Source organism: Streptomyces endophyticus, from assembly GCF_035798155.1.
GTDB classification, from domain to species: Bacteria; Actinomycetota; Actinomycetes; order Streptomycetales; family Streptomycetaceae; genus Streptomyces; species Streptomyces endophyticus.
On sequence record NZ_JAOZYC010000122.1, the window covers coordinates 60,359 to 86,710 of the forward strand.

A 26,352-nucleotide genomic window follows, 5' to 3' on the forward strand; every position below is an offset into this window, starting at 1 on the left:
TCCCACGTCGTCTTCCGGATCATGAAGCGCGATCAACGAAGCCAACTCCGTGAGCCGGTAGCCCGCAACGGGGTGCCGAAGGCGGTAATGGCGGGTCAGCCCTTGACCGCTCCTGCCGCGAGCCCGGAGGCGAGCCGGTGCTGGACCGCCACGAAGAAGATCAGGACCGGCACCGTGACCAGCGTGGAGCTGGCCATGACCGGGCCCCAGCTGGTGGTGTTCTCACCGAAGAACTGGAAGATGCCGACCGCGGCCGTGTACTTGTCGCTGCTCTTCATGAAGGTGTACGCGAAGACGAACTCGTTCCACGCGGTGATGAACGCGAAAATCGACGTGGCGACCAGCCCGGGTGCGACCAGCGGAAGCAGTACGGAACGGAACATCCGCCACCAGGAGCAGCCGTCGATGTACGCCGCCTCTTCGATGTCCTTGGGCACGGTCTGCACGAAGCCTCGCAGGGTCCAGATCGCGAAAGGCAGCGAAAGCGCGGTGTAGACGATGGTGAGGCCGAGGAGGCTGTTGAGCATGTCGTAGTCGCGCATCTGGATGAACAGCGGGATGACCAGCGCTTCGAGCGGCACCATCTGCACGATCAGGACCATGACCAGCACGGATGTGCGGAACTTGAACTTGAAGCGGGCGACCGCGACAGCTGCGAACAGCGCGAGGGCCGCCGAGACCACGACCGTACCCAGGCCGATGATGGCCGAATTCACCAAGTAGGTACCGAAGTTGCCACGTTCGAAGACCGTACTGAAGTGGTCGAAGGTGACGCCGCCGGGCAGGAGGTCCGCTCCGCGGCTCTGGGCGCTCGGGTCCAGGGCCGTCGAGACCATCCAGTAGATCGGGAAGAGGGCGAAGATCAGGAGTGCGGCGACGGCTGCCGGCAGACCGACCTTGGAACCGAGGGAGGACCGCGTCGTGGCGGGCATGTCGGTGGTGCTCACAGGTCCTCCTCGCCCTGCCTGAACAGGGTGCGGATGTAGATGATGGTGATCACGAGAAGGAGGAGGGTGAGCAGGACCGCCGCGGCGGCGCCCGTCCCATAGTCCTCCTTGGCGAAGGCTTCGAGGTACGAGTAGACGCCGAGGTTCTCGACCTGCTCGTTCTGGCCCTGGCCTCCGGGCATCAGGAAGATCTGCGTGAAGACCTTGAAGTCCCAGATGGTCGACAGGATCGTCACCACGAGGAACACCGGTTTGATGGCGGGCACGGTGACCTTCCAGAACCGCTGCCAGGCGTTCGCGCCGTCCAGCATCGCCGCTTCGTAGAGCTCCTTGGGAATGGTCAGGAGTCCGGCGAAGACGGTGATCGCGACGAACGGGAAGCCGTGGTGGACCACGTTGAGGGTCCCGATGGCGTAGAAGGAGAGGCGGTCGGTGAACCAGTTGCTGGAGTCGGAGCCGCCCACCAGAGCACTGAACAGGCCGTCGCCCGGCTGGAAGAGCCAGATCCACACGTAGGTACCGGTGACCGCGGGCATCGCCCAGGCAGCCATGATCGCCGTGGAGCAGATGGTCCGCCACACCGGACCGAGACGGCCCAGGAGCAGAGCGACCGCGGTGCCGAGCACCACCGTCAGGCCGACACAGGCCACCGCGAAGAACACGGTGTTGGGCAGCACCGTCTTCCAGAGCAGATCGCCGCTGAGGAGTTCGACGTAGTGGTCGAAGCCGGTGAAGGTGGCGACGCCGCCGCCGAACTTCACCTCGTAGTCCTGCACCGACAGGACGCCGACCTGAATCATCGGCCAGAGCAGCAGTCCCGCGAGGACGACGAGGGAGGGGGCGAGCAGCAGCCAGGGCCGGGTGAGGGTGGTCCGGCGCTTACGCCTCAGCAGGCGTTCGGACTCGGGCGAGGGCACGGACGGCCGGCTGCCCTGGCGCTCCGGGGCCTCCACGGTCCCGGTGGCGAGCGTGCGGTTCATGGAGCTCTCAATGGTCGGGTGTGTGGGGGGACTTGAGGGGTGCGGCGTGGAGTGACCCACCGTTCGGCCGTGGCAGTGACTCACCGTTCGGCCGTGGCAGTCACTCGCCGACCGCGGGAGTCACCTGCGCCGTTCGACGGTGAGTGTCACTCGCTCTGCGCGAAGATGGCGTCCATTTCCTTGGCCGCCTTGTCGGCCGCCTGCTGCGGCGTGGACTTGCCGGCCAGGATCGACTGGACCATCTTCGGGATGACCTGGGTGGCCTGGATCTCGGTGTACGACTTGGCCTTGGGGACGCTCGCGCCGCCATCCTTGAACTGCTTGACGAACGGCTTGACCAGCGCGTTGTCCTTGTCGGGCATCTTGTCGAGGTCAGTGTTGGTGGGCGGCAGGTAGCTGGACTGCTCGGCCCACTTCTTCGCGAACTTGCCGGTGGTGAGGAGCTTGATGAACTCCCACGACAGGGCCTGCTTGTCCGTCTTGAACGCGGAGAGGTAGGAGCCGCCGAGGAACGACGGGGACATCCCGCCGTCCTTACCGGGGATCGGGATGGCGCCGAGCTTGCCCTTGAGGTCGGGGTTGGCGGCGGTGAAGGCCTTCGGGGTCCAGTTGCCGGAGAAGGACATGGCGACCTCGCCCTTGTTCCAGGCGTCTCCGACCTCCTTCTCGGTCCAGGTGTTCACCTTGGCCGGGGACACCTTGTCCTTGAGAGCGAGGTCGGTGTAGGCCGTGATGCCTTCGACGGACTTCTTCGAGTTGATGCCCGACTTCCACTTGCCGCCCTTCTTCACCGCGAGTTCGCCACCCGCGCCCCAGATGAAGGGCGTGGCGAACATCTCCGCGCCGCCCGCGACGGGGAAGGCGAGCATCTTCGGCTCTTCCTTCTTCAGGGTCTTGGCGGCCGAGCCGAGCTCCTCCCAGTTGGTCGGAGGCTTGATCTTGTGCTTCTCGAAGATGTCCTTGCGGTAGACGACCGAGCGGACTCCCGCGTACCACGGCATGCCGTACTGCTTGCCGCCCAGGGTTCCCGCGTCCTTGAGGGCGGGGACGAGGTCGTCGGTCAGGCCGGCCTCGTCGACCTCCTTGGAGACGTCGACGAGCGCCCCCTTGTCGGCAAAGCCGGGAACCCAGGTGGTGCCGACCTCGGCGACGTCGGGCACCTGGTCGGCACCGCCCTCGATGGCGGTGGTGAACTTCCGCTGGGCGCTGGCCCACTGCTGGTACTCGACCTTGATCTTGGCGCCGGTCTTCTTCTCGAAGGCGGCGGCGGCCTCCTTGAAGAAGGGCTTCGCGTCGGGGTTGGTCCCCTCCATGATCCAGACGGAGAGCGTCTTGCCCTTGCCGTCGGTCCCGCCGTCGGCCTCCGAGCCACCCCCTCCGCAGGCGGTAGCGGTGAGCCCGAGTGCCAGGGCGGTGCCGGTGGCTGCGATGACGCGTCGGTTCATGGGTGGTGGCTCCTCTTACAGCAGTACAGCAGGGAAGTGATGTTGCCCGTGATATGCCCTTGAGCACGCAGATTCTCATCACGTTCTCACCATGAGGTCTAGACCCTTTTGGAAGTGGCGACTGAAACGTGATCCGCGTTGCAGACCGTGCAGCCGGCGCGGGCCGTGCGATCCGTTCCAGCGACGGTCAAGGAACGGCGACGACATGCCAGTTGCCCGGGATTGGGCCGATCCCGGGCAACTGAAACGGCCAGGTCAGCGCCCGATCTTCACCTCGGCGCCGCTCTTCGCCGACTCGTAGACCGCACTCAGCATGCGGGCCATCTCCAGGCCCTGTTCTGCGGTGGCATCGGCCGGAATCTCGCCCCGGCAGATCCGCAGGAAGTGGTCGATCTGGTTCGCGAACCCGACCTTGAAGTCGAAGCCGAGCGAGTCGATCTGCGGCCGCACATGCAGGAGGGTGTCGTGCCGCTCGGTGAGCATCAGCAGTTCGGGCTCGATCTCCGCGCCGCCCTTGTCACCGTGGATGCGCACACTGATCTCGTTGCGTGCGTGCAGCGAGTACGACGTTTCCACATCGAGCACCTGGCCGTCCTCGAAGCGGATCTGCGCGGTGACGTAGTCCTCCACGGTGTTGGCCCGGACCGCCGAGGCGGCACGGTACCTCTTGAGGTTCTGAATGTTGTCCCGCGCACCCAGCGGCGCGAACGTGACACCGGACGCGGACACCGCCTTCGGCGTGCCCATCAAGTACCAGCACAGGTCGATGATGTGGACGCCCAGGTCGATCAGCGGACCGCCGCCCGACAGCTCCACATCACCGAACCAGCCACCCGGGTTCCCGGCGGCCCGCAGCAGCGTGGCACGCGCGGCATAGATGTCACCGAACTCGCCCGCGTCCAGGAACCGCTTCGTCACCAGCGCGTTCGGCGCGAACCGCCGTACGTAGCCGATCTGCAGCGCCTTCCCGGTCTCCTCGACGGCCCGGACCAACGACTCGGCCTCGCCGACGGTGACCGTCATCGGCTTCTCGATCAGTACGTTCTTCCCGGCCCGCAGCGCCGCTTCGGCGATGGGGGCATGCAGGGTGTTCGGCACGCAGACACTCACGGCGTCCACGTCCGGGTCGGAAAGAATCTCCGCGACGTCGGTCGTGGCCCGCGGCACGTCGAACTGCTCGGCCCGCGCCTTGGCCCGCTCCGGTTCGATGTCGCACACGGCCACCAGCTCGGCCTGGTCGTTCTTCTGATAGGCACTCAGGTGCTCGGTGGCGATGGCCCCGAGGCCGATCACTGCGATACGCGTCGTCATCTCAGGCCACGCCTTCCGTCGTCAGTCGAAGAATGTTCGCAAGGGATTGCTCGATGGCGGGCAGCGGCGCTTCCATGCCCTCGAATTCCAGGCTCACCGGCACGTCGGGCTTCGTGGCGACCAGGGCAAGGAGGCCGGGCAGATCGACGTCGCCGTGGCCCGAGACGGTGCCGAGGAGGTAGTCGCCTGCGAGCGTCTTCAGCCAGCCCTCCCCCGCGGAGCGGCGAATGTGGAAGTCCTTCACGCCGATGGACGCCGCCACGTCGATCAGGCCGGCGGCGGTCTTCCCCGGCACCTCGCCGACACACAGGCCGTTGCCGAGGTCGAGCGTGACGCGGAAGTTCGGACGGTCCACGGCATGCACGAGGCGGGCAAGACGGTCGCTGCCGTTCATGAAGAAGCCGTGGTTCTCGATGGTCGACACCATGCCGAGCTCCGCCGCATGATCGGCGACCGCGCGGCAGCCTTCGACGACCTTCTGGAAGGTCGACTCGAACTCCCCCGGGTCCCGCTCACGCCATGCCCACGGCGCGACGTCGTGCCGGAAGATCCCGGCGCCGAAGCGCTGCGCGACGTCCAACTGCCGCCGCAGCCGGTCGACTTCCTTGCCTTCCCCCTCCCTCAGATCGCCACTCACCAGGTAATTGACGATCGGTACGCCGACTTCCTCGGCGTGCTTCGCCGTGTCACGCACGACGCGTTCGTTCTCCAGGTAGTACGCCCCGTCCGTCGCGGCGATCTCGATGTGCCCGGCCTGCGAGGCCGCGACCCAGTCCAGAACACCGATCAGGTCCATCTCGCCGCTGCTCATGAGCTGGCGGAAGCAGTACGAACTGACTCCGAGCTTCATTTGGTGATCCACTTGGTGATCCCCTCCACGTCGTGTCTGATGCGGGCCCATGGGCTGGGAAAGCCGTGGACTCCGTAGATCTCTGAACTGCACTGGTCGAACGCGTTGCCGACGGCACCGAGCACCACCGCCTCGCGCCCCAGACCGGACGCGACGAACGACGGACGCTCGGGAGAGACCAACTCCTTCTCGATCGCGGCTTCGAGTGGCCGCAGCAGCGCTCCGACGTCCTTCGCCGCACCGCCCCGCACGACCACGACCTCGGGGTCGACCACCAGCAGCACGGTCGCGACCCGCTCGGCGATCTGCGCGCAGAAGTCCTCGACTTCGGCCTGTGCGTCGGCGTCGCCCGCGGCGGCAGCGCTCAGCACCTGCGCGCTCGTCGGGCGCGACGACCAGACCAACTGCCCTCGCCGCGCGTTCCGCGTCCAGCGCATGCCGCGCTGCGCACCGAGTTCACCCGCGAGGCGATGGCTGCCCTGCCGGATCGAACCGTCCAACACGATCGACACGGACAGCCGATGACCGATCTGCAGATAGACGACATCGGAGTACCCGCGGCCCGCGCCCGCGCGCTGCTCCGCGAGCCCGGCCAGCTTGATGTCGTTGTCCACGACCACAGGCCGGCCAAGGTCCTTCGCCAGCAACTCCGCGACCGGCAGACCGACCAGGTCCGGCATCGCGAGACTGGCACGCAGCCGCCCGTCCGCCTCGACGACACCGGGCAGTGCGATACCGACCGCACGCAACCGGCCGAGGTCGAGCGAACCGGCCGCGGCATCGAGCGCGCGCGAGATCAACGCGAGATCGGCGTGCTCGCGGGGCGGCGCTTCCCCGTAGCCCGCCCGGCGGCCGGACAGGTCACAGATGATCGCGCGCGCCCCTCGGGGCCCCAGGTCGACCCCGGCGACAAAGCCACCCTCACGCGCGAACCGGAAGGCACGGGCCGGCCGGCCGGGCCCTGCCGTCGCAGTGCTGACCCCCTCGACCATCCCGAGCTCGACGAGGTCGTCGAGAACAGCCCGCACCGTTGGCCGCGACAGGCCGGTGGCCTCACTGATCACACCGATCGTGCACGCCTCATCGACCTCGGCCAACACCCCCAGACACGCGACCTGATTCGCCGCCCGCTCCGCCTGAACGGCCTCCCGTGCAGTGTCCATTGCCCCCATCACCCTTATGGAAACCGACTTTAATAAATACGGTATCGGAATGGATGGGTGGGGACAAGGGTGGTTGGGGTCGGTTGGGGTCGGCGTCCGAGGCGACGTCGCCACCTCGCGAAGTGCGTTCCGGCGAGGGCGGCTTGGCACTGTTCGTCAACCTCAAGCGGTGGCGGATCGCCCCCGGGGCGGGAGGGAAGGGCGACGATGATGCCGTGAGCTCGGGCACCTTGATGGGCAAGGGCCGCAGCACACCCTCCGCCCGGCTCACCAACGACGCGGTCCTCGCCGACAGGGCTCAAAGGCAGCGCCGTGACTTACCCTCAACCAGCAAGTACCTTCCCCGGGTTGAGGATCCCGCGCGGATCGAGAGCCGCCTTGATGCCCTGGTGGACGCGCACACCGGTCGGCCCGAGTTCCTTGGCGAGCCAGTCGCGCTTGAGGAGGCCCACGCCGTGTTCGCCGGTGATGGTGCCGCCCAGGCGCAGGCCGAGGTCCATGATCGCGCCGAACGTCTCGTGGGCGCGGCGCACTTCGTCGGCGTTGTCGCGGTCGAAGATGACGTTGGGGTGGACGTTGCCGTCACCGGCGTGGGCGACGCACGTGACCAACAGGCCGTGCCGCTCGGAGAGTTCGGCGACTCCTTCGATCATCTCGGCGAGCCGGCCGCGCGGAACGCACACGTCATCGGCCAGATAGGCCCCGAGACGTTCGGTGGCGATTCCGACCAACCGACGCCCGGCGAGGAGGAGTTCGGCCTCGGCGGCATCCTCGGCGATCACCGTGGTGCCGCCGTGCGTCTCGGCGATGTCGGCGAAGCGGCGCAGGTCGGCCGGGGCCGCCTCGCCCCGGTCGGACTGGGCGATGAGGACGGCGCCGGCATCGTCCGGGAAACCGAGGTCGCGGTACGCGCTGACCGCGTCGATGCTGGGCCGGTCCATGAACTCCAGGAGGCTGGGCCGCGGACCGCTGCTCATGTACGCGGGGACGACCGCGCACGCGGCGGACGTGGTCGGGAAGAACGCCACGGCGGTCAGCGGGCGTTCGGCGGCGGGCCGCAGTCCGACGGTGACCTCGGTGATGACACCGAGGGTGCCTTCGGATCCTACGAAGAGGTGGGTGAGGTCGTAGCCGGCGACGCCCTTGGCGGTGCTGCGGCCGGTGTGCAGCACGCTGCCGTCGGCCAGGACCACCGTGAGCCCGCGCACGAAGTCACCGGTCACGCCGTACTTCACACAGCACAGACCGCCCGCGTTCGTGGCCGCGTTGCCGCCGAGCGTGGAGGACTCCCAGGAGGACGGGTCCGGCGGGTAGAACAGGCCGTGCTCGGCGACGGCCCGCGACAAGTCGGCGTTGACGACACCTGCTTCGACCCGCGCAACCTGGTCGACGACGTCGATGTCGAGAATCCGGGTCATGCGCTCCACGGACAGCAGGATGCACCCGTCGACCGCGTTGGCCCCGCCGGACAGCCCCGTGCGGGCGGCCTGCGGCACGACGGGTACGCGGTGCTCGTGGGCGATGCGCAGCGTCGCCGCCACCTCGTCAGTGGTACGGGCACGCACCAGGGCGGCCGGTGTGCCACTGGGGCAGAACGGCGCGTGGTCGGTGCTGTGCGCGGCCAGCACGTCGGGATCCGTGGTGACCGCCTCGGCGGGCAGCGCGGCAAGCAGCGCGTCCAGGGCGGGACCGAGAGCGGCGGTGGCGGTGGCGGGTGCGGTCAAGGCGGCCTCCAGCGGACGAGCGGGTACGGCGCGGCGGGGACGGTGTGGCGGGGACGGTCCGAGCATGCGCAAAGGAAGATCATCTACGCAAGGGCGCGCCGTGGGCCCACCGACCAGGTCCGCGGTCTGCTCGCCACCACCCTCAACCACCGCGGCGTACAAGGCCGGCCGGTCCGGATCCAGCCCGGTCGACTCAACGCCCCACCTCCACCAGCCGAACCGGCCCGAGCAGACCGGACGGCATCGGGTCCCAGTCCTGGGGCGGGGCCGAGCGCCACTGCATGTAGTGGTGAAGAGCCAGTTCACCGCGCCGTGCCAGGGCACGGACCCGGTTCGCCGCGAGGTTGGTGACGTCGAGTTCCAGGACGTTCTCCCCCTCGCGCAGCGCGCGCCCCAACGGAACGCGGAACGGAAGCGCCCAAGCCGTGGCCACGTCACGACCGTTCAACCGCACTCGGGCGCTCTCGCGTACGTCGCCGAGGTCGAGCAGCCAGTCGCGCGCACGCTCCGAATCGGTGGCGGTGAAACGGAGGGTGTAGCGGGCGGAGCCGGAGAACTCCGTCTCCTGGCCGCCCAGTTCGGTCCAGGACACCAGTTTGTCCAGCGTCCTCGTCGGCGGCAGCTCGGGGCCGCCCTTGCGGAACGCCAGCGTCCACGGCCCGGTCAGCTCGCGCTCGCGACCCGTGGGCACCGGTGCGGGGGCGGGGGCTGCGGAGAGGGCGCGCGTCGTGAAGGTGCGCAGGATGCGGGACTCGCCGGGTTCGAGCCGCAGCCGCACCTCGACCGCCGCCCTGTCGCGCCGGGTCTCCGCGAGCCCCCGGGTGTCGTGCAGCGGGTCGAGGACCCCGACGGATGCCGCGTGCGAGCCGAGCGGCCACCAGCCGTCGATGCGCTGCGCGGTGACGTTGGTGAGGAACAGGTGGTTGCCTTCGGTGTGGCGGCGGCGCAGCACACGTAGCCCCGAGTCGGCGACCGGCTCGCGTACCGCGCCTGCCGCGGCGAGAGCCGTGTCGAGTCCACCGCCGCGCCCGGTGACGACGACGTGGCCGCGGCCGACCCGGAACCGCCCCCTGTGGCTCGGGTCGTGCCGCTCGCACAGTTCGTCGACGATCTGCTTGAACTCGGCCCGGCGGCGGTCGAGTTCGGCGAGCCCCGGCACGTCCTCGGGCAGCCCGCCGACGAAGACCACCGTCGCTCCCGCCGCGGCGAGGTCACGGAGCCTGCGGGCGGTCTCCAATGGGATGAGCCGCGCGTTCGGCACGAGGACCACCGCGTACCGGCTGTGGCCGTTGGACACGCCGTCGGCGGAGCCGCGGAAGTCGGCGAGCTGCCGGTCGGAGACCCAGTCGAACTGCCAGCCGCGCGCCTCCAGACCCGCGACGATGTCACCGACACCACTGGGGTGGCCGTACATCCAGTCGGTGCCCTCCCACTTGTAGTCCGGGGACAGCTCGATGTCCTCGGCGCCGTCGCCGACCCCGCCGTCGGGCAGGGCCCACAGATCGTGCTGGGGGAAGTGGACGAGGACGTCGTTGCCGTGCTCGCCGGACTGCAGCACCGACTGGCATCGGGTGATGTAGTCGTTGAGTTCGGGCAGGTCGCCCCAGAGGGTGTTGGCGGGCTGGAGTTCGGCGGCCGCGTAGAAGGAGAAGCCGGGCCAGGGGATGTCCCGGGACTCCTCGGACTGCTCCGACTCCTCGGCCGCCTCGGTCGCCTCGGTTCCCTCGGTCTCCGCGGGCGAGTACGCCGTGCCGTGGAAGACGAGGTGGTTGATGCCGGCGGCGAACAGCAGGTCCACGGTGGGCTTCGCCTGCGACAGCGCCACGTGGAAGTGTTCGTCGCGCCAGGTGAGTGTCTCGGCTGAGGCGAGCGGCTTGCCCAGCACATGGGCCGGCGACGAAGCGAAGCGCCACACAAGGGACTTGGGCGCGTTGGCGGTCCCCGCGCCCTGGCGCAGGCCCGGGATCGGGATCAGCTCGGCGCCCGCGTACTCGGTCTCCGGGATGTCCGCCGCACCGTAAATGTCGAGCAGGTTGGCGGGCGATCCGTGCGCCTGGTTGCGGGTGAGCCAGCCGCGCTCGGCGCTCCAGGCGTCCCAGGGCTCGGCGAACTGCTCGAGGAACAAGTCGGCCAGCGTCTCACGGACATCGGACAGGACGCGCGAGCGCACCTCGGGTGTGCCGGCGTCGGTGAACACCTCGGGCAGGTGCGGGACGAGGTCGTAGCCGCGCAGCCGGGCGAACTCCGCGACGGTCCGGTGTGTCCAGTCCGTCGCCTCCAGCTCGAACGAGTCGTGGAACAGCGCGCGTATCCCTCGTCCTGAGCCGATGGCTTCGCCGAAGTGGTCGAGGTGATGACGCACGGCCGCGCCGTCGAAGTAGTCGACCATCAGGCCCTTGCCGCCGGGCCCCGCCCGCTCGACCCGCTTGAGCACCAGGCCGCTGAACACGCCCGTGAGCTGCCAACTCCCGGCCGGTGCGGTCCAGTCGAGGGTTCCGTCCGGGTGCACACGCGCGGTGAGGTCGACGGTGTCGCCGCTGTCTGCCTCCCGGGCGACCAGGGCCGCGAGCGGCGGCTCGGGGAGCGGGTCCATGGGCGGACGCAGGTCGGGCCGAGCGAGCTTCTCCTCGTCGACGAGGCCGGGGTGCGGCGGCTGCGTGGTGCGCACGGGGACGCCGAGCCGCTCGCCGTGCCCCAACTCCCAGTGCTCCACGAGGACTTTGCCCGCGCTCTGTTCAGGCTTGACCCACGGCCCGCCGAAGGTCCAACCGGAGCCCGTGGTGAGGTCCACGCCGAGGTCGAGTCGCCGGGCATGCCGGGTGGTGGCGTCGAGCGCGGCGAGCCAACCCTGGCCGAGGTAGGCGAGGTCGTGGTCCTCGTAGCCCTGGGCCTCGTAGATGGGCTGGATCTCGACGCCGCCGAATCCGACCTGCTGGAACTGTTCCAGGTGGCGCGCGAGCCCCGCCTCGGTGACGGCGCTGCCGAGCCACCACCAGCGGGTCCAGGGACGCGCCTCACGGGCGAACCGCGGCCAGTCGAGTCCGCCCCCGGAGCCGGGGACGGACTCGGTCGACAGGGCCGCGGCCTCCGAGGTGGCACGCAACGCGAGCGCGGACGCCCCCAGGGCGACGGTGCCACGCAGGATGTCTCTTCGGCGCATCGTGTGCTCATCCCCTCCGGCGCGACCACGGTTCGAAGATCGCCCGCCGATGCTCGCAGACCCGGCCGGGCGGCCACAATGGTCTTGCAGCCACCGGGCGGGCCATGAATGTGAACGTGTGGCTGCCTCGCTGACCGCTCCCCGCCCTCACGGTTCGAGACAGTGAGAAGAGATCATGGATGTGACCGACCCTCACTCATCGAAGCAGCGTCGCGGCTCACGCTGAGCGGTCGCGCAGAACGTCGCGGTGAGCATGAGGTGACGTCTCCTGAGCGTCGTGCGGGGACGGGACGGGCCCTTCCGTTCCTTCCGTATCGGTCGAGTCAGCTCTGGGTGAGGGTCCAGGTCGTCGGGGTCTCCTGGTCCGGCGGGTACTGCGCCAGGCCTCCGTCGACGGTGGTGTCGAGGGTCATGCGGGTGATGGCGTTGGTGAGGGTGTAGCCGCCGGGCGCCCGTGCGATCTGCCAACGCTGGAGCGTGTTCTTCGGGTCGCACTTCTCCCACGTGGCGGCGGAGCCGGGCTGCAGCGGCACGTTGAGTGTGAGCTTGCCGCTGCGGGTCTCCAGGCAGGCGCCGCCGGCGTCGTCGGCGAGGGTCGCGTAGCCGTCGGAGGTGCGGGCGATCCGGACGGTACGGGCGTCGGTACGGCCGCCGCGGTCCGCGAACGTGTACGTGCCGTCGGCGATCGGGACGCGGGTCAGGTCGCGCACGCCGGGCGCGGTGCCGGTCGCGGCGGCGCGTGCGGTGAACGCGTCGTAGGTGGCGTCGGGGTGGGCGGCGCCCCAGGTGGCCTGGGCGATGTGGTCGAGGGCCGGGGTGGTGGCCCGGGCGACCTCGTTCTCGGTCTCGCCGCGTCCGTTGTCCGGCCACAGGCTGATCTTCGCGCCGGTGATCCCGCGGTCGGAGGTGAGCTTTTCGCCCTCGAAACTGCGCGGGTCCCACCGCTGGTCGTACAGCTTGCGGGTGTCGGTGTGGAAGCCTCCGCGCACCAGGTAGAGGGAGTAGGCGGCGTTCATCACGGGGTGGCCCTGCGCGATCAGGGCGCTCGGTTTCACGTCGACGTCCAGCCAGTGCTCGACGGTGGTGCCAGGGGCGACGGGCACGGTGTTGGCGCCGGTCAGGCCGTCGTTCCAGATACGAAGCCGCTTGCCCCTGCTCGCGGCGTAGGCCTGCACGCGGTTGACGAAGTCGATGAAGGCGTCCTGCGGCGTGGCGTCCGCTCCGTACTTGGCCCGGGCGTACTCCAGCACGTGCGGGTACTTCGCGAAGTCGGAGCCCAGCATGTACTCGTCCGCGCCCATGTGCCACCAGCCGGACGGGAAGACCTCGGCGTACTCGTCGATCAGGCTCTTGTAGTACGTGAACGCCTCGGGCTTCGTCACGTCGAGGCGGGAGGGCTGGGCCTTGCCGTCCCGGTCGACGAGCTGGAGGTCGGGGCGGTTCTCGATCCACGGGTCCATGTGACCGGGCGAGTTGATCTCGGGGACGATCGTGACGTGGTACTTGGCGCCGAGCGCGACGATCCTGCGGATCTCGCTCTTGTCGTAGTAGCCCCAGGTGTTGGCCTCGGGGTGGCGGTCGCTCTTGACCTTGATCTCGAGGAGCAGCTGGTTCAGCCGGCGGTAGGACATCTCGCGCACCAGGTTCTCCAGCCAGGCGGTGGAGATGTGCACGTAGCAGGCGCAGACGCCGACCCCGCGCTCCTTGTACCGCGGTACGTCGACGGTCCGGCCCGCCGGTATCGCGTCGCCCTGGGCGAGCATCTGGAGGAGGGTGCGGGTGCCGTAGAACGCGCCGGTCTCGGCGGCGCCGGTGATCTCCAGCCGGGCGCCGGCCCGTAGTTCGTACCCCTCGGCTCCGAGCTGCCGGCGGCCGGGGGCGACGTCGATGACGATGTCGCCGGTCCGGGCGGCGCCGCCGGTGACGGGCACGGTGCCGTGGCCCGCGGCGCGCAGGTCACCGACGAGCGTGCGAGCGACGCGGCGAGATTCCGCGTCGTCGGCGACGAGCCGGGTGCGGTCGCCGTACGTGTAACTGCCCGCGCCCGGGGTCCAGTCGTCGAGGGCGGGCAGGGTCCGCGGGGCTGTCTCCTGCGGCACCGCTCCGGGCGCGGCGGAGACGGGCAGCGCCCCGGCGAGGAGGGCGAGGACGGCACCGGCCAGACCGACGAGACACGGTCTGCGGCGCCGGGCGTGCGGTGTCGTGCGCGACTCGGTCCACATGGGATCCGAGCATTCCCGGCTCCACTGGAGGCGGTCCATGGACATCGCCGACGAGTACTTGGACATCCGGGCGCGCCGTTACGCCGACGAGGCGACCGGCACCGAGCGCCGTGGGACGAGTCTGCTCACGCCCGGGCTGACTGCCCTCCTCGTATGGCGGATACGTCGCGAATACGTCGCGCAACTCGGTGTCGGCACAAGCGAGTTGGCCGAACCCTCCACGGCCGGACCAGCACCTGCGCCACGCACCGAGGGAATACGAGCAGCCCTACAACAAGCACCGCACACACCGAACGCTCCAGGCCGCCGCTCCCGTCCGCACACTTCCCGAACCCCTCGATCCGGAACACATCGTCCGCCTGAACATTCGCCGACACGACCGCCTCAGCGGCGTAATCCCCGAGCACCAGTCGCTCGGCAACGTCCAGGCCGGCACGGCGCAGGACATCGATCACGTCCCGCTCCTCGACCAGCGTGAGGACCGGCAGCCACCGCCCCACGGGCACCCCGGTACTCGTGATACCCAGAACTTGCACAGAGTGGGCGCAAGTTCTGGATAGCCCCGTACCGCTGGTGGGGAATTGTCGCCCCTGATACGCCGGTAGCAATACCTGTGAGCGCACTGCGTGGCAAGCGGGGTGGAGGAACTGCCCCGATTTCGTGCGCGCGTCCACATGAATACCGGCTCGGCTCAATCAACTACCGGGGTGGGACCGGCCATTGACTGGCTGCCCGGCGCGCTGTGTGGTGTGATCGCCCGCGCCACTCCCCTAATGAACTCCCCATGCGAAGGACTTCCCCATGAACTCCGCTCACCAGCTTCAGACCCTCGCGATCTCCGACGCCGACCTGGACAGCGTCTCCGGCGGCCTGAGCCCCGAGGGCAGTGTCACCATCGACGGCAAGACCGTCGGCACCGCCGACCTGATGGCCCTGGCGCAGGGCACCGCCCTCGGCGCCGCCACCCAGGCGCAGGGCGCCCTCGCCCAGCCGCATCAGGTCAGCATCAACGGCTCCCTCTGATCACTGCACCGAGCCCCCTACCGGCCTGGTAGGGGGCTCGATCATTCCTCCCGGCGCACGCCGGTCAGGCGGCACCGAGTTCGGCTTCGTGGACACCGCGACCGGCGGTGCAGCCGGTCAAGGCCGCCCTCGCCGCGCGACGGCTCGATGGTGAAGCCGCTCTCCCGGTAGGACGCCTCCTGCATGCGCTCCCAGTCCGCGGCCTTCTTCTCCAGCTTCTCGATCGCCTTCCGGCGCCTTCCGGGTCTACTGAAGCTGATACGCCAGCCACGCCTCGACGGCCCTGTGCTTGGCAAACGATAGTCACGCCCGCTGTCGCACAAAGCGTCAGCCGGGGTCCCGGCGAGAGCGGGGCCGGCCGAACCGCGCCACCGGATCCGCGGGCCGGCCAACACCGGGACGAGCATGGGTCGGTCGCCTCGCTGACCCGGTGTGGTCACCAGGTCACCTGGTCACCAGGCTCAGCGCACGTCCACGCAGTCACCGGTGGCGGTGACCGGCGGCGTGGTGGAGGTGCCCTCGAACTTGTAGCGGTAGCAGCGGTCGGTGGTGGCGGTGCGAGTCTGCTTCTCGACGCCCGCCAGGCTGCCGGTGCCGGTGATGTGGCTGCTGGTGGTGGCGTACGAGCCGGTCAGCGAACGCTCCTGGAGGCGGACGGTCTGCTGGGTGTAGCCCGCGTACTTGTGGGTGTCCCAGTTGGCGCGCTCCAGCTTGCCGGTGATCGTGATGGTCTTGCCCTTGGCGACGGGCTCGGGGGCCGCGTTGTTGCTCAGCCGGGACCAGCGCTTGAGGTACCAGGTCTTGGCGTTGTCGGTGTCCACGTCGGTGGTCGCCTCCGTGACCGCCGAGAGGTCGATCTTCCAGGCTCCGGCATCCTCGTTCTTCAGGTAGCTCTGGGGGTCGATCTTGAAGGTGGCCGTGCAGCTGAACCTGGCGTCGCCGGACTGGACGCAGGGGTCGGTGTCCGCCTCGAACTGCTCGGAGTTGAAGAACTGCTTCAGTCCGCTGTCCTGGTCGGTGCCGCGCCAGATCGACGCGTTGCTGCCGTAGAGCTTCGACCCGCCGCTGACCGTCCACTTCACGGTGATCGTCTGCGTGTTCGTCGTCCCGACGCGGGCGCTGTTGCCGCCGTCGACGGTGACGCCGGAGACGACGGTGGCGTCGGCAGCGCTCGCGGCGAGGGTCCTGGCCTTGGGCGCGGCGTCCTTCGCCGCCGACGCGTCGGCAGCCGCGGCCTGGCTCTGCTCCAGCGCCTCAGCCGCGTCGGTCCCGCCGGCCGTCGCGGACGGTGTGACGAGCAGGCCGACGGCAAGCCCGGAGGCGGCCAGTGCACTGACGCCCAGGGTCACCTTCTTGCCGGACGTCAACTTCTTGCGGGAGTGCTGGGACATGAGGAGGCTCCGATATCGAGTATCGACGGGCGGACGCAGGTCGTGGACGGGCGGACCCACATCACGCGCGGCCACAGCGGCCGCACAGTCTTGATCGGCGATGAAGCGAAAGGGTTGTACGCGCGCGACAGTTGAGGCGTGTGAGGCGCATCACCTGGCGGTGTCCTGTCGCACAGTGGTTGTGTCACGGGGCATTGCGTCCTCGGCGCGATGCGCGCTCTCCGCCACGATGCTGTACCGGGTCACCCGCGCATTGCTGTCCGTGCCGGGCGTCCTGCTGCGCCGCAGCACGGCCAGGGACGCCGAACTGCTGGCACTGAGGCATGAGACCGCTGTGCTGCGTCGGCAACTTGGGGGCCCGGCCGTTATGCGCCCGCAGACACGGCCACCTGAAGCCCCCGAAGCTCCACCAGTCCTGCCCGCGGGGCACGGCACGCCCTGCAAGCCCCTACGTACACATATCCTCGGCGGAGTCATCAACCAGTACCAGTACGCGGCTTGACCTGCGGCGATGACTTTTCGAGCCCTACAGGGTCGGGCGGTAGACGAACAGGTGCGAGAGTCTTACCTGACGCGGCCGATCGGCCATGAGGCAGCAGAGGGGAACGGGAACGCATGAGGGACAGTGCACTTGAGCGGCTCTTGGGCCGCGCCCGCGGGCCGATGGGGCCGGCGGTTGAGCTGGACTTCGGTGTCGATCACGGTCCCCTCGTGGAGCTCGGCGGGATCATCACCAGGATGAACGGTTTCTTCCTTTTCAACGGTGGTGTCCAGGTTTTCCGCGTAGGCGAGGAAGGGCTCGGCCCGGACATGCTCTCCTGGAACACCGGCGAGGTCTGGAAGGATACTTACGGCGGCCTGGCCGATGACCTGTTCTGCTTCGGGCAGGACCTTTTCGGAGCCCAGTTCGCCATTGTCGGTGACGAGGAAGTCGTTCGGTTCGATCCGGAAACTGCTGATGTAGAGCCCATCGGTAACAGCCTTGAGGACTGGGCGACGTGGCTGCAGTCGGATCCCGACGTTAACGGGGTCAACTCGTTCTCGTACGCCTTCCAGAAGGAGAACGGCGCCCTGAAGCCCGAGGAACGTTTGGTCCCGCTTCAATTCTTCGTCGGAGGCGGCTCCTACGACTTCGACAATTTGTCTGTCAAGGACGGGGCTGTCGCCATGCAGATTCGCGGCCCCATCGCGCAGAAGATTCATGACGCACCAGATGGCGCCACGATCCACCTCAGTACTGCTCTACCGCCCACCCCGAACCCCTTCGGCTAACTCGGGGTTGCATTACGGCGATCGCGGGGCGTGGGGGAAGTGCTGTCTCTCGCTCCGCTATACCGGGCATTCTCACAAGGGATCCGACGATGTCTCATCCAAATGCCGAGCAAGGACTGCCCAGCCCCCGATCCCTCGACATTACGGTGAGAAGTCGCGCGGACATTGCTGTGAGAGTCACCACGCTTGAACGCCGCGACCTCCTGCACGGAGAACGCGCGGCCGAGGATCGCCCCATCGATACGGCCCCTGCGCCTGCCGAACGTGTCATCCATGCAGATCAGAAGCGTCATCGACGGTGCGGCAGGATGATTTCGTGTTGCTTCCTCTGGCCTGCCTGACCGTCACCAACCTGTTCTCCGCACTGCGATTGCTACCGATGAGCGACCGGGACAAGGACACGGAGATCCTCGCCCTGCGTCATCAGATCACGGTGGCGGAGCACCAACTCGGCAAGCCCAGGCCGCGGTTCGACCCGAGCGATCGAGTGTTCCTGGCGGCGTTCCTATAACGGCTTCCGAGGGATGTGCTGCGCCATCTGCGACTGCCGGTGCACCCCGACTCGGTACTGCGACGGCATCGCGATCCGCTCATGACCTGCGCGACCTGCCGCTGCGCGAACGGAAGAAGCTGCGCACTCGCAGGGCTCTGGCCGAGACCGCGCTCAGCCTGTTCACCGAACGCGGATACGACGCCACCACGCTGGATGACCTGTGCGATGCCGTAGAGGTGTCCAAGCGGACCTTCTTCCGGAACTACCGTTCCAAGGAAGACGTCGCGCTGGCCGCCGACAGCGACTTGTGGTCGGCCTATCTCGATTACGTGGCCACCCTGAAGATGGACGGCCCGCTCCTTGAGGCTCTCCGCCAGGCACTGGAAACCACCTTGAGCGCCATGGACCCGGACTGGGACCGTCGCTTCCTGGCCACCCGCGAGCTGTCGGAGACCGCCCCCGCGCTGCAGACACACAGCCTGGGCTACTGCCAGGACACGACGCGATCCCTGGTCAAGGCAGTGAATGGCTCCGCCGGCGCCGACACCGACGAGGTGCGTCTCCCCCTGACCGTGGAGATCTTCGTGGCCGCCTGGCGCACAGCTTCCCTGCACTGGACGGCACAGGGCGGCCACGGAGGCCGCGACGGCTTGATGAAACTGGTCGAGGAGACCTTCGCCAAGATCCCCGCCGCGCTGACCTCTTCCGCCTGACGCTCTGTCGGCGTTCATGAAGTTCTGCCGAACAGCCTGTCCCGGAACGGAAATGACGTCGAGTTGGAACCGGAAGACGCCAGTCGGCCTTGGCCGATTCCTCGGCCCTCGCCCTCGTAGATGCGAGTGTCGGCGTACTCCTGAAAATGCGCACCTGGGCACAGATGGGCGTGCTCAGGCCCTGGAGATTCAACGGAAGGCGTCGGCGTTCTCCGAGGCCCACTGCCGGAACGGGCGAGCCGGCGTTCCGGTGACCTGAGAAACCGTGTTGCGCACCATCAGCAGCTCAGGGTTCACGGATGGACGCAACCCACATCAGGGCGTTCGACGCGAACTACGTCGGCCGCAGGATCGTCCAGGCCATGCCGGTTTTCTTGAGCAGTTGCTCCAACGCCAGGTTCGCGTCGGCGGGGCCGAGGTGCGGGTGGGTCTGGACGGTGATGGACGGCACCAACACGACGTGCTCCATTCCAGCCTGCCGGGCGGCTTCGAGGATGTCGCGTCCGAGCCCGGACGCGACACAAGAAACAGCGAACGCACCCCCTCCAGCGCGGGCTTCAACGACGCCGGCTCTGCGAAGTCGCCCTCCACAGCCTCGACCCCTCGAGGGAAGACGGTCCGTGCGGCATTACGGGTGAGCCCTCCAAGGTCTGGACGGGCCCGTCCTTGCACAGGGCCGCGTCGGTGAGCTCGAAGAGGACATCGGCGCGGGCGTACAGACAGTCGTAGAACTCGACCCGAAAGCGGGACAAGACCTCCAACCCGCCACCGGCAGTCCCGGAGACAGAGACATTCGTACTCAGCGGCCGTTCTCTCGCACTTCGTTACTCGACATCTCGAAGCGTGGAGAACGGCCGCCTCGGTTGTCCCGGAAAGAACCGCAGATCAGCAGGCGGGCCGGGTGACGTCCGAGGCTAAAGATCAAGCTGACGCTGGTCACGCCCGCGCCACCCTCCGCTTCTCGCTACGCGTCAAGATCTTTCTGTAAGGAAAGCCACCACAGCGTCCAGGAACTCCGCCTGCCCTTCGACGTTTGCCATGTGCACCGTGGGCAGGACGGTGAACCGCGCCCCGGGGACGGTCGCGGCGAGTTGCTTGCCGTGGTCGACGGATGTGACGGTGTCATGCTCGCCCGCGATGACCAGGGTCGGGTTGTGGATGAGTGTGACCGTGCGGCGCAGGTCATAGTCGCGCACCGCAGCCCAGCTGCCGGCCACGCCCTCGCGCCGCGTGGCGAGCAGGGTGCGGCGGAAGCCCTCGACAACCTCGTTGTCGCCCCGCAGCATGCGGGGCGGGAACCAGTTGTGCAGGAACCTGTCCGCGGTGGCCTGCATGTCGGGGGCCTCCAGCAGTTCGGCGATGGGTCGATCCCACTGATGTGCCGGGCCGAGGTACGCGGCGGTGTTGGAGAGCACCAGGCGGTCGACGCGCTCGGGAACATGGATCCCCAGCCACTGCGCGACGATTCCCCCCAGAGACAGACCCAACACGTGTACCCGCCGCAGGTCCAGGGCGTCCAACAGCTCCACCACGTCGCGTCCCAACCGGTCCAGGGAATACGGGCCGCTCGGGACGTCGGAGGCGCCGTGGCCGCGCGCGTCGTAGCGCAGCAGCCGGAAGTGCTCGGTCAGGGCCGGCACCTGGCCGTCCCACATGTGGAGGTCGGTACCGATGGAGTTCGAGAGCAGCAGCACGGGCTTGTTCTCGTCACCGTCGAAACGGTGAGCGATGCGGACACCGTCTCCGGTGGTGATGGCGGTACGGGTTTGAGAAGTCATGTCAGCTCCAGTGGCCTAGCGGCTATGTGCTCAGCCTATGAACACCATCTGCAGACATCTATTACAAAGATCGAACGCACACTGTAGGTTCCCTGGACAATGCCGAACTTCACGCTCCACGAATTGCAGTGCTTCAACGCTGTTGTGCGCGGCGGCGGCTTCCAGGCCGCCGCCGATCTACTGCACCGCTCGCACCCTTCTGTGTTCGCAGCGGTCGCCAAGCTGGAGCGCCAGCTGGGTCTGGACCTGCTGGATCGCTCGGGCTATCGGGTTCAGCTCACCGAGGCCGGGCACGCCTTCCACCGCAAGGTGCGCGTCCTGCTGCATGACACCGAAGAACTGCAGACCTACGCCGCGCAGTTGGCGATGGGCGAAGAGGCCGAGCTGCGCGTGGTGCTCGGGGACCTGTGTCCGCTTCCACCGGTCCTTGAGATACTCGGCAGCTTCTTCGCGCAGCGCCCGCAGACACGACTCCACCTGCTGTTCGAGACCGTCACCGGCCCCTGGGAGCGGCTGCTGGAGGACGAAGCCGACCTCATCGTGCACCGCGTCCCCAAGAGCGACATGCGGATGGAGTGGATCGGTCTCGGCCGCGTCGCGCTGGTGCCCGTCGTAGCGCCCGGTTTCCTGCCCTTCCCTCCGGACACCGGCATCACACCGCAGCGGATGCAGGCCCTCACCCAATGCGTGGTCCGGGACTCGGCGCGGCATCCGTCCGAGCAAGGCCATTTCCTGATCGAGGGCGCGCCCCGGACCTCTGTTCCGGACCACCTCATGAAGAAGGAACTGATCTTGCACGGCATGGCGTGGGGGCACGTGCCGCGGTTCATGATCGAGACCGAGCTGCGCAACGGAAGCCTGATCTCCATCGCCGGACGGCACTTTCCCGGTGTGGTCGAGGAACTCTCGGCAGCGCGCCGGCGCGACCGGCCGCACGGGCCCGTCGCCGACCAGCTGTGGGACTTCTTGGCCCGCCATACACCGGTCCTGAAGCCGACGCTGGGCCGTGTCCCCAAAGCGAAGAAGGCACCGGAAGGCGACAGTTGAAGTCGCCGCAGCTCGGCCGAACCGCGCCATGAGCCGCTTCTGCCGCTTCTGCCGCCTCTTGACCAACTGCGGCTCGAAGCTGCCCGCCCGGTCCCCGGGGCACCTCGATCTCGACCGGTCCGACATCGGTTGTCACCGTCTTCGCGCGCCGTCGTTGCGGCAGTTCTCCCGGCCGCCCTCGGCCCACTCGCCCGGCTCGTGACCCAAGTGGGCGGTCAGTTCACCTTCGACCGCGGTCTGCTTGGCCTGCTTGCCGGCCCGGGCCAGGGCGATGGCCCGCGCCCGGAACTCCGGAGGATAGGGACGAGGCATGACTGCCAGCCTTCCGTGAAGGGCCGCCCGTAGCCACCAAAACCGGAACCCGAGACGTGGGGCAGGTCAAGATGTCACCCGATCGTGCAACAGACCCCCTCAGACGGAGTGGCCGGTCGCACCCGGTGCGGAGATGCCGCGAGTGATCGAGTCGGCGGCGAATGCGACGAGGTCCGACGGGTCGAGGTGCGGGGCCCAGTTGTTGACCAGCGTTTCGGAGACACCGATCACGCCGGACACCACGAACCGCAGGAGTGCGGGATCCTCGCGGAGGGGGCGGCTCTCCTTGGCGGCAGCCTCGATCAGAGCGGCGTGGAGCGCTTCGTCGTACCGACGCGACGTCTCGCGCAGCTCAACGACCGAGGCGCGATCGTAGCGAGCGTCTCCTTCGACGGTGCTCCACGTCGGGGTCAGGCGCCCCACTCGGGCCCACTGGCGGACGGACTGGGGGATCACCGCGGCGATCAGCGCCGCGACGCCCTGGTCCCTGGGGAGGGCCTCGACGAAGGCGGTGGACTCGATCTGACTCTCGATGAGCAGGGCGATGAAGATCTCCTGCTTGTCGGCGAAGTACTGATAGATCAGCCCGGTGCTGGTGCCTGAACGCTGGGCCACCGAACGGATGGTGAGTGCCGCGTACCCGCCCTCGTCCAGCAGTGCGGCAGCCGCATCCAGCGTCATCCGGCGCCGCGCCTCCGCGTCACCGTAGGCGGACTTCGTGCTCGATTCCTTCATGTGCTCACGGTATCCGCGGAGACACAGCCAAGAAAGAACATTGTTCAGAATGGATTGAACGATGTTCATTCTCGGGCTACGGTCCTCCTCATGACGAACCCTGACGCCTCATCACCTGCGCTCGCCGAGTCCACCCCGGACACTCGGCGCAGCGCTGCCGACGGGCGGGCGGCGGCGGGCATCGCCGCTGAAGCCGGCGCCCTGCTGCTCGCGCATCGGACGGATCAGGAACGTATCGGCGCGGACCCCTCCGACGTACGCAAGGCTGGTGACCGGCTCTCGCACGAGTTCCTGGTCGCCACGCTCGGCCGACGGTTCCCCGGCGACGCGGTGCTCTCCGAGGAGGGCGCCGACGACCCGGCACGCCTCGCGGCCGACCGGGTGTGGATCGTCGACCCGCTGGACGGCACACGCGAGTTCGGCGAGCCCGGCCGCTCCGACTGGGCCGTACACGTCGCGCTCGTCGAGGCCGGGCGGCTGGTCGCCGGCGCGGTCGCGCTGCCCGGACTGGGTGTCACCTTCTCGACGGCGGACACGGTCGCGCCTCTCTCCGCGCTGCCCGCGGTCCCCCGCGTGGTCGTCAGCCGCACCCGCCGGCCCGCGCCGGTGACGGCCATGGCCGAGGCGCTCGGCGCCGAACTGATCGAGATGGGCTCGGCGGGCGCCAAGGCGATGGCCGTGGTGCGCGGCGAGGCCGACGTGTACGCCCATACCGGCGGCCAGTACGAGTGGGACTCGGCGGCCCCCGTCGCGGTCGCGCGCGCCGCCGGACTGCACGTGTCCCGGATCGACGGATCCGAACTCCGCTACAACCAGGAGAACCCCTGGTTGCCCGACCTGCTCATCTGCCGTCCCGAACTGGCCGACCGCGCTCTGGGGGTACTTGGACGATGACACCCACCCTGACCCACCTCGAACGACTCGAAGCCGAGAGCATGCACATCATGCGGGAGGCGGTCGCGGGGAGCGAGAACCCCGTGATGCTCTACTCGGTCGGCAAGGACAGCGCGGTGATGCTGCACCTCGCGCGGAAGGCGTTCTTCCCGTCCAGGCTGCCGTTCCCGTTGCTGCACGTCGACACCACGTGGAAGTTCCGTGCGATGTACGCGCTGCGTGACGAGACCGCGGCCGCCGGGGACCTGGACCTACTCGTGCACAAGAACCCCGAGTGCGTAGAGAAGTCGATCAACCCGTTCACTCACGGGTCGGCCACACACACCGACATGTGGAAGACGGAGGGGCTCAAACAGGCCCTCGACCTCTACAAGTTCGACGCCGCGTTCGGCGGAGCGCGCCGGGACGAGGAGAAGTCGCGGGCCAAGGAGCGCATCTTCTCGATCCGCTCGGCCGAACACCGGTGGGACCCGAAGAAGCAGCGCCCCGAGCTGTGGCGGATGTACAACGTGCGCAGGTCGCCCGGGGAGAGCCTGCGCGTCTTCCCGCTGTCCAACTGGACCGAGCTCGACGTCTGGGAGTACATCCGGCAGGAGCAGATCCCGATCGTGCCGCTCTACTTCGCGGCGCAGCGACCCGTCGTCGAACGCGACGGGGCGCTGATCATGGTCGACGACGAACGGATGCCGCTGCTGCCGGGCGAAGAACCCGAGCTGAAGAGCGTGCGCTTCCGCACGCTCGGCTGCTACCCGCTCACCGGGGCCGTCGAGTCCACCGCGGAGTCCCTGACCGACATCATCCAGGAAATGCTGCTGACCTCCACGTCCGAGCGCCAGGGACGGGTCATCGACCACGACAGCAGCGCGTCGATGGAGAAGAAGAAGCAGGAGGGTTACTTCTGATGCCGCACTTGCCGCACTTGACCCGCTCGGCCCCCTCAGCCCCCTCGGCCGATCTGATCGCCGACGACATCGAGCAGTACCTCGAACGGCACGCGGAAAAGGGCATGCTCCGCTTCCTCACCTGCGGCAGCGTCGACGACGGCAAGTCCACGCTCATCGGCCGGCTGCTCTACGAGTCGAAGCTGGTCTTCGAGGACCAGCTCACCGCGCTGGAGGCCGACTCCCGCAAGGTGGGCACCCAGGGCGCGGGCCTCGACTTCGCGCTGCTGGTCGACGGTCTCGCCGCCGAGCGCGAGCAGGGCATCACGATCGATGTCGCCTACCGCTACTTCTCCACCGAGCACCGCAAGTTCGTCGTCGCCGACACCCCCGGCCACGAGCAGTACACCCGGAACATGGTCACCGGGGCCTCCACCGCGGACCTCGCGGTGATCCTGGTCGACGCCCGCAAGGGCGTACTCACCCAGACCCGCCGACACTCCTACCTGGTGTCACTGCTCGGCATCCGCCATGTGGTGCTCGCGGTCAACAAGCTCGACCTGGTGGACTATTCGCAGGAGGTCTTCGAGCGCATAGTCACCGACTACACCGGGTTCGCGCAGGAGATCGGTCTTGACGACGTCGTGGCCATCCCGATGTCGGCCTACGTCGGGGACAACCTCACCGAGACCAGCCCCAACACCCCCTGGTACCAGGGCCCGACGCTGATGGGACATCTGGAGACCGTCGAGATCGACGACGAGCTGATCGCCCGTCCCTTCCGGATGCCGGTGCAGTGGGTGAACCGGCCGGACCTGGACTTCCGTGGGTTCTCCGGACAGATCGTGAGCGGCGTGCTGCGGCCCGGTGACCGGGTGCGGGTCCTGCCGAGCGGCGGGGAGTCATCGGTCGCCCGGATCGTCACCAGGGACGGCGACCTGACGGAGGCGACAGCCGGTCGGTCCGTCACGGTCACGCTGGCCGACGAGATCGACGTCAGCCGTGGTGACGTGCTCGCCGTGGCGGATGCCCTGCCCGGTGTCTCCGACCAGTTCGAGGCGCGCCTGGTGTGGATGGGCGAGGACGAGATGCTGCCCGAGCGGCCGTACCTCTGCCAGATCGGCACCATGACGGTGCAGGCGCGGATCACCAGGCCCAAATACAAGATCAACGTCAACTCCCTGGAGAAGACGGCGACGAACACCCTCGCTCTCAACGAGATCGGCGTCTGCAACATCAGCTTCGACCGCCCGGTGCCGTACGACACGTACAAGGCCAACCGGGACACCGGCGGCTTCGTCCTGATCGACCGGCTGACCAACGCCACCGTGGGTGCCGGCATGATCGAGCACCAGCTGCGGCGTTCGGACAACCTCCACTGGCAGGTGGTCGACGTCGACGAACGCGCTCGCGAGCAGCTGATGGGCCATCGCCCCCAGGTCCTGTGGCTGACCGGGCTCTCCGGCTCCGGGAAATCGACGATCGCGAACGAAGTCGAGCGACGGCTGCACGCGCTCGGCGCACACACCTATCTCTTGGACGGCGACAACGTCCGCCACGGCCTGAACCGGGACCTCGGGTTCACCGATGCCGACCGGGTGGAGAACATCCGGCGCGTCACCGAGGTCGCCCGGCTGATGGCCGACGCGGGCCTGATCGTCATCGCGTCGTTCATCTCGCCCTTCCGTGCGGAGCGGGACGCGGCCCGGGAGCTGGTCGGCCCCGAGCGGTTCTGTGAGATCCACGTGGACACCCCGATCACCGTTGCGGAGGAACGGGACCCCAAGGGGCTCTACCAGAAGGCGCGGCGCGGCGAGCTGCCCCACTTCACCGGAATCGACTCGCCCTACGAGCCGCCGCGCTCGCCCGAGGTACGGATCGACACCACGTCCGTCTCCCCGGAGGAGGCGGCCGGCCAGATCGTCGGCTTCCTCCGCTCACGCGGCGCCATCGCCTGACCGAACACCTCACCCGCACTGAGCACATCACCCGCATTGAGCACATCACCCGC

At 68.3% G+C, this 26,352-nt stretch carries 20 protein-coding genes and 2 pseudogenes; 8 read left to right on the plus strand and 14 right to left on the minus strand.

Annotated elements, in window-relative coordinates:
- Positions 1-95: 95 nt before the first annotated feature.
- From OKJ99_RS18785 to OKJ99_RS18825, 9 genes are all read right to left on the minus strand, one after another.
- Complete coding sequence (locus tag OKJ99_RS18785) at positions 96-932, minus strand: carbohydrate ABC transporter permease (protein WP_326018148.1); 837 nt, start codon at positions 930-932, stop codon at positions 96-98.
- Between the two features lie 11 nt (positions 933-943).
- A complete protein-coding gene (locus OKJ99_RS18790) occupies positions 944-1,927 on the minus strand; it encodes a carbohydrate ABC transporter permease (protein ID WP_326017769.1) in 984 nt (327 codons plus the stop codon).
- Positions 1,928-2,073: 146 nt separating this feature from the next.
- Positions 2,074-3,372, minus strand: a complete 1,299-nt coding sequence (locus OKJ99_RS18795; protein WP_326017771.1) for a sugar ABC transporter substrate-binding protein — start codon at positions 3,370-3,372, stop codon at positions 2,074-2,076.
- A gap of 255 nt (positions 3,373-3,627) precedes the next feature.
- Complete coding sequence (locus OKJ99_RS18800) at positions 3,628-4,683, minus strand: Gfo/Idh/MocA family protein (RefSeq protein WP_326017773.1); 1,056 nt, start codon at positions 4,681-4,683, stop codon at positions 3,628-3,630.
- Position 4,684: 1 nt separating this feature from the next.
- Entirely contained in the window at positions 4,685-5,533 is an 849-nt protein-coding gene (locus OKJ99_RS18805) for a sugar phosphate isomerase/epimerase family protein (protein ID WP_326017775.1), read from the minus strand.
- Positions 5,530-6,696, minus strand: a complete 1,167-nt coding sequence (locus OKJ99_RS18810; protein WP_326017777.1) for an ROK family transcriptional regulator — start codon at positions 6,694-6,696, stop codon at positions 5,530-5,532. The genes OKJ99_RS18805 and OKJ99_RS18810 overlap by 4 nt, the downstream gene beginning before the upstream one ends.
- 323 nt (positions 6,697-7,019) lie before the next feature.
- On the minus strand, positions 7,020-8,420 hold the full coding sequence (locus OKJ99_RS18815) for an FAD-binding oxidoreductase (protein ID WP_326017779.1): 1,401 nt from the start codon (positions 8,418-8,420) through the stop codon (positions 7,020-7,022).
- 193 nt (positions 8,421-8,613) lie between these two features.
- Positions 8,614-11,580, minus strand: coding sequence for a glycosyl hydrolase (locus OKJ99_RS18820; RefSeq protein ID WP_326017781.1), 2,967 nt, complete (start codon positions 11,578-11,580; stop codon positions 8,614-8,616).
- Between the two features lie 323 nt (positions 11,581-11,903).
- Positions 11,904-13,802, minus strand: a complete 1,899-nt coding sequence (locus OKJ99_RS18825) for a beta-N-acetylhexosaminidase (protein WP_326018150.1) — start codon at positions 13,800-13,802, stop codon at positions 11,904-11,906.
- Positions 13,803-14,603: 801 nt separating this feature from the next.
- Here OKJ99_RS18825 and OKJ99_RS18830 point away from each other — a divergent pair.
- Positions 14,604-14,825, plus strand: coding sequence for a hypothetical protein (locus tag OKJ99_RS18830; RefSeq protein WP_326017783.1), 222 nt, complete (start codon positions 14,604-14,606; stop codon positions 14,823-14,825).
- A 461-nt stretch (positions 14,826-15,286) separates the two neighbouring features.
- Here OKJ99_RS18830 and OKJ99_RS18835 read toward each other — a convergent pair whose 3' ends face one another.
- Entirely contained in the window at positions 15,287-16,216 is a 930-nt protein-coding gene (locus OKJ99_RS18835; RefSeq protein ID WP_326017785.1) for a calcium-binding protein, read from the minus strand.
- A gap of 615 nt (positions 16,217-16,831) precedes the next feature.
- On the opposite strand from OKJ99_RS18835, the gene OKJ99_RS18840 reads away from it, so the two are divergent.
- The 3 genes from OKJ99_RS18840 to OKJ99_RS18850 all read left to right on the plus strand — a co-directional run bounded on the left by OKJ99_RS18840 (position 16,832) and on the right by OKJ99_RS18850 (position 18,694).
- Positions 16,832-17,488 carry an SMI1/KNR4 family protein gene (locus tag OKJ99_RS18840; protein WP_326017787.1) on the plus strand — a complete coding sequence of 219 codons (657 nt, stop codon included), beginning with the start codon at positions 16,832-16,834 and terminating at the stop codon, positions 17,486-17,488.
- Between the two features lie 316 nt (positions 17,489-17,804).
- Positions 17,805-17,999 carry a hypothetical protein gene (locus OKJ99_RS18845; protein WP_326017788.1) on the plus strand — a complete coding sequence of 65 codons (195 nt, stop codon included), beginning with the start codon at positions 17,805-17,807 and terminating at the stop codon, positions 17,997-17,999.
- Positions 18,000-18,136: 137 nt separating this feature from the next.
- Positions 18,137-18,694, plus strand: a complete 558-nt coding sequence (locus OKJ99_RS18850) for a TetR/AcrR family transcriptional regulator (protein ID WP_326018152.1) — start codon at positions 18,137-18,139, stop codon at positions 18,692-18,694.
- Between the two features lie 337 nt (positions 18,695-19,031).
- Here OKJ99_RS18850 and OKJ99_RS18855 read toward each other — a convergent pair.
- Positions 19,032-19,366 (minus strand): annotated as a pseudogene (locus OKJ99_RS18855) (SDR family oxidoreductase); the annotation flags it as partial.
- Positions 19,367-19,665: 299 nt separating this feature from the next.
- Complete coding sequence (gene pcaD, locus OKJ99_RS18860; RefSeq protein WP_326017790.1) at positions 19,666-20,472, minus strand: 3-oxoadipate enol-lactonase; 807 nt, start codon at positions 20,470-20,472, stop codon at positions 19,666-19,668.
- 99 nt (positions 20,473-20,571) lie between these two features.
- Here pcaD and OKJ99_RS18865 point away from each other — a divergent pair, with 99 nt between their 5' ends.
- Positions 20,572-21,519 carry a LysR family transcriptional regulator gene (locus OKJ99_RS18865; protein WP_326017792.1) on the plus strand — a complete coding sequence of 316 codons (948 nt, stop codon included), beginning with the start codon at positions 20,572-20,574 and terminating at the stop codon, positions 21,517-21,519.
- Between the two features lie 189 nt (positions 21,520-21,708).
- Here OKJ99_RS18865 and OKJ99_RS18870 read toward each other — a convergent pair.
- Both OKJ99_RS18870 and OKJ99_RS18875 read right to left on the minus strand, forming a co-directional pair.
- Positions 21,709-21,831 (minus strand): annotated as a pseudogene (locus OKJ99_RS18870) (IS3-like element ISAar24 family transposase); the annotation flags it as partial.
- Between the two features lie 99 nt (positions 21,832-21,930).
- A complete protein-coding gene (locus OKJ99_RS18875) occupies positions 21,931-22,566 on the minus strand; it encodes a TetR/AcrR family transcriptional regulator (protein WP_326017793.1) in 636 nt (211 codons plus the stop codon).
- A 90-nt stretch (positions 22,567-22,656) separates the two neighbouring features.
- Here OKJ99_RS18875 and OKJ99_RS18880 point away from each other — a divergent pair, with 90 nt between their 5' ends.
- Genes OKJ99_RS18880 through cysN form a run of 3 tightly spaced genes read left to right on the plus strand, consistent with a single transcriptional unit; the run spans position 22,657 to position 26,299 of the window.
- Positions 22,657-23,460, plus strand: coding sequence for a 3'(2'),5'-bisphosphate nucleotidase CysQ (locus OKJ99_RS18880; RefSeq protein WP_326017795.1), 804 nt, complete (start codon positions 22,657-22,659; stop codon positions 23,458-23,460).
- Complete coding sequence (gene cysD / locus OKJ99_RS18885; RefSeq protein ID WP_326017797.1) at positions 23,457-24,362, plus strand: sulfate adenylyltransferase subunit CysD; 906 nt, start codon at positions 23,457-23,459, stop codon at positions 24,360-24,362. Before OKJ99_RS18880 ends, cysD begins: the two co-directional genes overlap by 4 nt.
- On the plus strand, positions 24,362-26,299 hold the full coding sequence (gene cysN, locus OKJ99_RS18890; protein ID WP_326017799.1) for a sulfate adenylyltransferase subunit CysN: 1,938 nt from the start codon (positions 24,362-24,364) through the stop codon (positions 26,297-26,299). Before cysD ends, cysN begins: the two co-directional genes overlap by 1 nt.
- The last annotated feature ends 53 nt before the right edge of the window (positions 26,300-26,352 follow it).

Excerpts from the sequence above, each read along its gene's own strand:
- OKJ99_RS18785 (WP_326018148.1), bottom strand. The coding sequence starts at position 932 with ATGCCCGCCACGACGCGGTCCTCCCTCGGTTCCAAGGTCGGTCTGCCG.
- OKJ99_RS18790 (WP_326017769.1), bottom strand. The coding sequence starts at position 1,927 with ATGAACCGCACGCTCGCCACCGGGACCGTGGAGGCCCCGGAGCGCCAG.
- OKJ99_RS18795 (WP_326017771.1), bottom strand. The coding sequence starts at position 3,372 with ATGAACCGACGCGTCATCGCAGCCACCGGCACCGCCCTGGCACTCGGG.
- OKJ99_RS18800 (WP_326017773.1), bottom strand. The coding sequence starts at position 4,683 with ATGACGACGCGTATCGCAGTGATCGGCCTCGGGGCCATCGCCACCGAG.
- OKJ99_RS18805 (WP_326017775.1), bottom strand. The coding sequence starts at position 5,533 with ATGAAGCTCGGAGTCAGTTCGTACTGCTTCCGCCAGCTCATGAGCAGC.
- OKJ99_RS18810 (WP_326017777.1), bottom strand. The coding sequence starts at position 6,696 with ATGGACACTGCACGGGAGGCCGTTCAGGCGGAGCGGGCGGCGAATCAG.
- OKJ99_RS18820 (WP_326017781.1), bottom strand. The coding sequence starts at position 11,580 with ATGCGCCGAAGAGACATCCTGCGTGGCACCGTCGCCCTGGGGGCGTCC.
- OKJ99_RS18825 (WP_326018150.1), bottom strand. The coding sequence starts at position 13,802 with ATGTGGACCGAGTCGCGCACGACACCGCACGCCCGGCGCCGCAGACCG.
- OKJ99_RS18830 (WP_326017783.1), top strand. The coding sequence starts at position 14,604 with ATGAACTCCGCTCACCAGCTTCAGACCCTCGCGATCTCCGACGCCGAC.
- OKJ99_RS18835 (WP_326017785.1), bottom strand. The coding sequence starts at position 16,216 with ATGTCCCAGCACTCCCGCAAGAAGTTGACGTCCGGCAAGAAGGTGACC.
- OKJ99_RS18840 (WP_326017787.1), top strand. The coding sequence starts at position 16,832 with ATGAGGGACAGTGCACTTGAGCGGCTCTTGGGCCGCGCCCGCGGGCCG.
- pcaD (WP_326017790.1), bottom strand. The coding sequence starts at position 20,472 with ATGACTTCTCAAACCCGTACCGCCATCACCACCGGAGACGGTGTCCGC.
- OKJ99_RS18865 (WP_326017792.1), top strand. The coding sequence starts at position 20,572 with ATGCCGAACTTCACGCTCCACGAATTGCAGTGCTTCAACGCTGTTGTG.
- OKJ99_RS18875 (WP_326017793.1), bottom strand. The coding sequence starts at position 22,566 with ATGAAGGAATCGAGCACGAAGTCCGCCTACGGTGACGCGGAGGCGCGG.
- OKJ99_RS18880 (WP_326017795.1), top strand. The coding sequence starts at position 22,657 with ATGACGAACCCTGACGCCTCATCACCTGCGCTCGCCGAGTCCACCCCG.
- cysD (WP_326017797.1), top strand. The coding sequence starts at position 23,457 with ATGACACCCACCCTGACCCACCTCGAACGACTCGAAGCCGAGAGCATG.
- cysN (WP_326017799.1), top strand. The coding sequence starts at position 24,362 with ATGCCGCACTTGCCGCACTTGACCCGCTCGGCCCCCTCAGCCCCCTCG.